The sequence below is a fragment of the Roseivirga seohaensis subsp. aquiponti genome (genome assembly GCF_001267955.1).
Lineage (GTDB): Bacteria > Bacteroidota > Bacteroidia > Cytophagales > Cyclobacteriaceae > Roseivirga > Roseivirga seohaensis.
Window position 1 is genome coordinate 113,017 of record NZ_JSVA01000012.1, and the last position, 7,250, is coordinate 120,266.

Annotated in this window: 2 protein-coding genes; both read left to right on the forward strand. The window is 42.1% G+C overall.

All coding sequences use genetic code 11. The features are described from left to right. Positions 1-57 precede the first annotated feature (57 nt). Positions 58-879, forward strand: coding sequence for a helix-turn-helix domain-containing protein (locus tag OB69_RS12130; protein WP_053224006.1), 822 nt, complete (start codon positions 58-60; stop codon positions 877-879). 128 nt (positions 880-1,007) lie between these two features. Further along, the coding region (locus OB69_RS12135) for a hypothetical protein (RefSeq protein ID WP_221404878.1) at positions 1,008-7,250 on the forward strand (6,243 nt) is incomplete at its 3' end.

Sequence of the window (7,250 nt, forward strand, 5' to 3'; positions counted from 1 at the left end):
AGAATTTTCATTTCTAGGCTTCAAGCCATCACCTGATGAACTTTTAACAATGGTGTTATGAGTTTAAAGGTTTCTCATATTAAACCCAAGCATGAGCTTTTGAACGTAGTTCATTCTTTATTTGTAATGGAGTATGACGAGCAAACAGAACGCGCAGATTTTTTATTGCCAAGCGGAAGATCTGCATTTTTTTATATAGAAACTGATGAAGAATTTTACGTTGAATATGACGGACTGAATCGTAAATCTTTGGTAGATAGCGGCTTTTATTTGGCTTGTATTGACAATATGGCTAAGTATTCTCATAAGAAGATCCGTGTGGTAGGCGCTTCTATACATCCAATTTATTTAGGACTCCTTTTTCGGATAAAACCTAAGGATATCTTAAACAACTTCACAAGGCTCGATACTATTGATAAGCTAGAAGGTAATAAATTACCATTGCCTAATATTCAACTGAAGACTTTAGATGTAGTTGACAGCATGGAGGCATTTATGAATGAGCAACTTGAAAATAACCCGATACGAGTCGATGTTGAGCGAATTTATAAAAGAATAGTAAACACTAATGCATTTACGATAACGGTAACCGATTTGGCCGAATGGATGGGGTATACAGAACGCCATATTGTGAATATTTTCAAAGAGTATGTTGGCCTTAGCCCAAAAAGATTCATTCAGTTGACACGTTTCAACGAATCGCTTAAAATGCTCGACAAGATGAAGGATACGGATAAACTGTCAGATATTGCTTATCAAATGGGCTACCACGATCAGGCGCATTTTAGTCGTGATTTCAAGAGTTTCTGTGGAAAAACCCCAAAAGAATTACAAAATGAACGTTCCTCTATTGCCTATCTTCTTCGCCAAGGCTTCTAATATCAGATAATAATCCTCATTTCCGATTTCTACAATTTACTTTCTTCTAAAGGCCGTTTTTTTGTCTCTGAAAAAATCTGCAACTGTGACTTCACCTCACAATTATAGTTGCACATAATTTTTATAACATGAGAATCACCAAATCCCTAGGCAAAAGCATACTACTCTGTTTTTTTCTACTTCTTTCTACATCCTCGTTTAAGTTAAAAACGGAGGAGGGTCCAGATGCACCTATTAGTAATACACTCACCCATGGCGATATCGCCTTTATTGGAGTAAATGAAGACCCAGGGCCAACGTCCGGCCGTGACCATAGCTTCACTTGGGTAGCCTTGAAAGACATACCGGCTGGAGAGGTGATATACTTTACCGAAGAGGGTTGGAGAACCAGAAACACAGACACAGGTGTAGACGCTAATTTTACTCCAAGTGGTTACTGGGTAGGAACCTCCGAAGGGCATTTTAAATGGACAGCTCCTGCTGGAGGTCTTCCAAAAGGTTCGATAGTCCATATCTACGAAACAGGTACTGACGTGATGAACGTAATAGGAGGAGGTACCGTATCTGGTATTCTGGCTGGTACAGGGTGGAGCTTATCGACTGGAGATCAGGTAATTGCCTACCAAACTTCCACAGGTGCAAGACCAGCTGGAGTTGTACCTACCTTTTTAGCTGCTATTCATTTAGATGATGGTCTTAGTCCTTCTTTAGGCTATGATGCCACTACAGGCTGGTCAGGTTTAACTGAAAACGGTGGTTCAGCTTATAGTAACGTACCTCCAGGCTTAACCAATGGGTTTAACTGTATTTCACTTTTTAACCCAAATGATAGCAGAGATTATGAAAATGATAATGTAAGGTATAAAGGGATAACTACAGGTACTAAATCTCAGTTGATGAGAGCCATTAATAGTGACTATGCTTTGGGTGCTGGTAATTGGGAAGGAAATAACTCAGCAGCGTACGATATAACTTCCTCTGGTTATAGTGCCTTTACAGTTTCTCCTAATAGCTCCTCATCTACAGGTTCTCTCGCAGGAGCAACTGTCGAGTTTGTAGAGCTAACTTCTACCAAGACTGTAAACAATTCAGACGATAATCTTTTAGGAGCAGCAGCTGATTATAATGTTGAATTTCAAATTGGTTCAATTAAAAATTTATATGTAGATATTGATGAATCTACATTGACGCTGGCAGGTAGAAATGGCAGTACTATTAATGCTAATGTTATTAATTTTAATTTTTCTGGAGGTACATATGGCGCAATTACAGGTGCTTCAATTAATACATTAGAATCTAGCGTTAACACTACAGGATTATCAATTTCTCATACAGCCAATAGCGTTACTATTACTGGCCTACTTAACTTTGATTTCTCTAATAATGTAACCATTGGCGCAGTAGTCTTTAATATTGTTACTAGTGGAGCTGCTGCAGACAACACCGCTCCGGTCTTTGAAAACCTCACGCCTGTAGCGAGCAGTATCACCCGCAGTAGTTTTATTTTGTCAGCGGATATTGATGAATCGGGAACGATTTACTATGTGGTGGTGCCTGATGGTTCATCTGCTCCCACGTCCACAGAGGTAAAAAATGGCCAATCCAGCGGTGGAGGTGCTGTCTCTGCCAGTGGCAATGAGACCCTTAATTCCGGTGACTTTTCAGGTAGCTACTTCGTTCTTGGTTTAACCGAATCCACTGCCTATGATGTTTACGTTGTGGCAGAAGACCAAGCTGGCAATGTTCAGGCCAGCCCTACGAAAGTAGACATTACTACTACAAATTCACCAATGATAGTGAATACAGCAACGGATGTGGTAGATGCTGGGGACGGACTGTTTTCTCTGAGGGAAGCTATAACTATATCCAATGCCAACAGTTACAATGACGAGGTGGAGTTTGATGCGGCTATTTCTGGCTCGACCATCACGCTAAACGGAACACAACTGTCCATCACAAATGGCATTCGTATTAAAGGGGATATAAATGGCGACTACAAAGCCGACATTACCATAGATGCGGCATCCAATAGTCGTGTGTTTCAAGTTTCTGGAGGAACTGTGGAGTTAGCATCCCTCAAAATTACAGGCGGTTCCTTGACTGGCTCTAATAATGGAGGCGGCATATATGTTAGTGGTAATGCCAACCTTACCGTTGATGCTTCTACCATCAGTAACAATAGTGTCGAGAATCGTGGCGGAGGCTTTTACTCGGAAAGTACTACAACGGTCAGTATCAAGAATAGCCTTATTACCGAAAATAGTGCTAAGTATGGTAGTATTGTGATTACAGGAACAGGAACAGTCGATAACACCACCATTGCTTATAACACTGCTGATGGAATAGCTGGCCTGCATGTCCATGGCTCAGGAAACGCTCCAGCCACAGTTACCTTATCCAATTCTACACTCACTGGCAATAAGGCCAATAATTTTGAAGAACTTCTTGCAGAGCCAAGCGTCCAGTCCGCTACAATCAATATTTCCAACTCCATTATAGCCAATACAGGTGGGGCAGTTAACATTTTGAACGCGGGTACAATTAATTTTTCTGGAACCGTAGTTGTTTCAGAGGCTTTTACCCCTTCGTCCGGCTCGGCTACTGTAGAGGCAAACTTGGCTGATATTTTTGCTAGCACAGAGGCCAACGGAACGGTGACAGGTGGAGAACTGGCCGATAATGGAGGTGCTGTGGAAACTGTAGCTACAGTTTCTCCATACCTGGGGATAGGGGCTACCATATATCCCTCCAATCCAGAGATCACAGGAGTGAGCCTGGCTTCGGACAACAGTTATATAGATATAACTTTTTCGGCAGGGGTTTACAGTACCAATGCTGGCAATGGAGCATTGCAAGATTCAGACTTTAACATATCATTGACAGGTGGTGTGGCTACTTCTCCAGTTATTTCCAGTGTCACAGATAATAGTGGAGGGGTCTTAAGTGGTGGAGAGACGGTAATCCGTATTAACTTTACTTATACCAATGTATCGAATGGAGCTGAAACCTTGACAGTAAATCCTACAGATGCTTCATCTATCTTTAGCTCACAAGGCTTCCCTGCTGCTGCAAGCCAAAGTGATAATACTGCTACTTTAAATGATATTACCGCCCCAACCGTTACTAGTGTCAGTTCTTCTAAGACAAATGGCACTTACAGTGCTGGAGAGGTGATATTGGTAACCGTTACTTTTTCAGAAGCGGTTACGGTAACAGGAACTCCACAGATTACTTTAGAGACAGGCACCACTGATCGAACGGTGAATTACTCTTCTGGTAGTGGAACGAATACATTGACCTTCAATTACACAGTACAATCAGGCGATGTAAGTGCTGACTTAGATTACGTGGCAACCAACTCATTAGCATTGAATGGAGGAACGATAAAAGATGGAGCAGGCAACAATGCTACTTTGACCTTAGCCACTCCAGGCGCAGCCAATTCATTAGGCGCGAACAAAGCTTTAGTGATTGATGCAGTAGCCCCAACCGTTACTAGTGTCAGTTCTTCTAAGACAAATGGCAGTTACAGTGCTGGAGAGGTGATATTGGTAACGGTAACCTTTAGCGAATCAGTTACGGTTAGCGGATTTCCTCAGATAGAATTGGAAACAGGCACGACCGACAGAACTGCAAACTACTTCAGTGGATCAGGAGGATCGACTTTAACTTTCAACTACATAGTACAAGCTGGAGATGTGAGTTCTGACTTAGATTACGTTGCGACTAACTCATTAGCATTGAATGGAGGAACGATAAAAGATGCCGCAGGCAACAATGCTACTTTGACTTTGGCTACTCCAGGCGCAGCCAATTCATTAGGCGCAAACAAAGCTTTAGTGATTGATGCAGTAGCCCCAGTAATTACCAGCTTAAGTTTACATAATGGGAATACTTTTGTAGAGATTTTTGCGAGTGAAGGACTTTACAACACGAATGGAGGAAGTGGAGCATTAGAAATCAGTGATATTGCCATTTCAATTTCTGGTGGTTCGGCAACTAATCCAGTAATAACCAGCTTGAAAAAGGTAGATGGTACTACAGACTTAACAGGAGGAGAAAATATTATTAGAGTAACCTTCACTACCACAGGAGTAGCCGATGGTTCTGAAGTTGTAAAAATTGATTTTGCAGATGGAAGCTCAGTTTTCGATGCCGCTGGAAATGCAGCAAGTGCAACACAAAGCAATAACACCAGAATTTTAAATGACCTAATCAAGCCTAGCATTACAGGCGTTAGTTTAGCCGCAGACAACTCTTACATTGATGTAACTTTCAACGAAGGAGTGTATGAAGACAATTGTGCTGGGGGAGGTTTGCAAGCGAGTGATTTTAATCTTTCAATCAACAATGGCACAGCCACCACTCCAGTCATTTCAAGCGTAAAGAAGAATGATAATACGGCAGAAGGTTCAGCGACAGCGCTTTCAGGTGGAGAAACCGTAGTTAGAATTTTCTTTAGTGTAACAGGCACGCCAGATGGAGCTGAAACCTTAGAGGTAGACCTTCAAGCCAATGCGGTATTTGACCAAAACGGCTTAACCGCAGATGCCAACCAAACCACTAATAACACAGCAAGCCTTAATGATAAAGTTGTACCAACTGTTTTAGAAGTAACCTCGAATGCTACCAATGGAACCTTCAAAGTTGGAGACAACATCAATATATATGTTCAATACAGTGAAGAGGTATTAGTTACTGGAACGCCTCAGTTAGAACTAGAAACAGGAACCACAGATAGAACCATTAACTATGTAGACAGGAGTGTGTCTACCCTACGTTTTGTCTACACTGTTCAGGCAGGAGATGTGAGTGCAGATTTAGATGTCACGAGCTCAACTGCCCTTAGCTTGAATGGTGGAACAATAAAAGATGCAGCAGGAAACAATGCTAGTCTTACCGTACAACAAGGAGCTACAGGCGGTTCATTGGCATCTAATAAAGCGCTAGTGATTGACGGAGTTGTTCCAACAGTAACAAGTGTAAGTTCGGCTACGAACAATGGCACATATAACGCTGGCGATGCAGTAGCGGTAACGGTTACATTTTCCGAAGCAGTTACGGTAACAGGTATTCCTCAAATAAAATTAGAAACAGGAGCAACGGATAGAGCAGTAAACTACACTTCAGGCTCAGGTTCGAATACATTGACCTTCAATTATACAGTACAATCAGGCGATGTAAGTGCTGATTTGGATTACGTTGCTACGAACTCGTTAACCTTAAATTCAGGTACGATTAAAGATGCCTCAGGTAATGACGCTACTTTAACTTTGGCCACTCCAGGGGCGGCCAATTCGTTGGGAGCGAACAAAGCCATAGTGGTAGACGCAGTATTACCAACAGTGACAAGCGTATCAGTTCCTGCCAACGCAACATATGTTGCAAGTCAGAACTTAGATTTCACGGTTAATTTTTCTGAGAACGTAACGGTTGTAACTACAGGCGGGACTCCACAACTATCAATTACTATAGGCTCTACTACTCGTCAGGCAGTTTATCAGAGCGGTTCAGGAACAAGTGCCTTGCTGTTTAGATATGTTGTACAATCAGGTGAATTGGATACCGATGGTATTACTGTAGGCACCCTTTCCGCTAATGGAGGTACTTTGAAGGATGCGGCAACCAACGATGCAAACCTTACCTTAAATTCAGTAGGTGCCACTACGGCTGTATTGGTAGATGGTGTTGCACCAACGGTAATTAACGTGACCAGTAGCACATCAGACGGAACCTATAAGGTTGGTGACCAAGTGAATGTTCAGGTAGTATTTAGTGAGGTTATTTATGTTAATACGCTTAGTCAAATCCAACTTCAGTTAGAGACAGGAACCTTGGATTATTACATTGCGGCTGTTTCAGGAAGCGGTACTAATACTTTGAATTTTACATATACAGTTCAAGCAGGTACTGAAAGTTCGGATTTAGATTATAAAGCAACCAACTCTTTGGATATTTCTTTAAGTGGAACAGCTAAGGATGCAGCAGGCAATGATGCAGTTTTAACTTTACCAGCCCCTGGTGCAGCCAATTCATTGGGAGCGAATAAAGCGATAGTGATTGATGGTATAGCCCCCGTTATCACCTCAGTAAGTTCTACGAAGGTGGATGGCAGTTATGGATTAGGAGAATCGATACCGATAACAGTTACTTTCGATGAAGCATTAACGGTTACAGGCACCCCACAGTTGGAGCTTGAAACCGGAGTAGTAGACCGTAAAGTGGACTACAGTTCAGGCACAGGAACAAACACTTTGACTTTCAATTATACCGTTCAGATGGGCGATGAGTCAGCAGATTTAGATTACAAAGCCACCAATGCATTGACCTTGAATGGCGGAACGATCAAAGATGCAGCCGGCAATGACGCC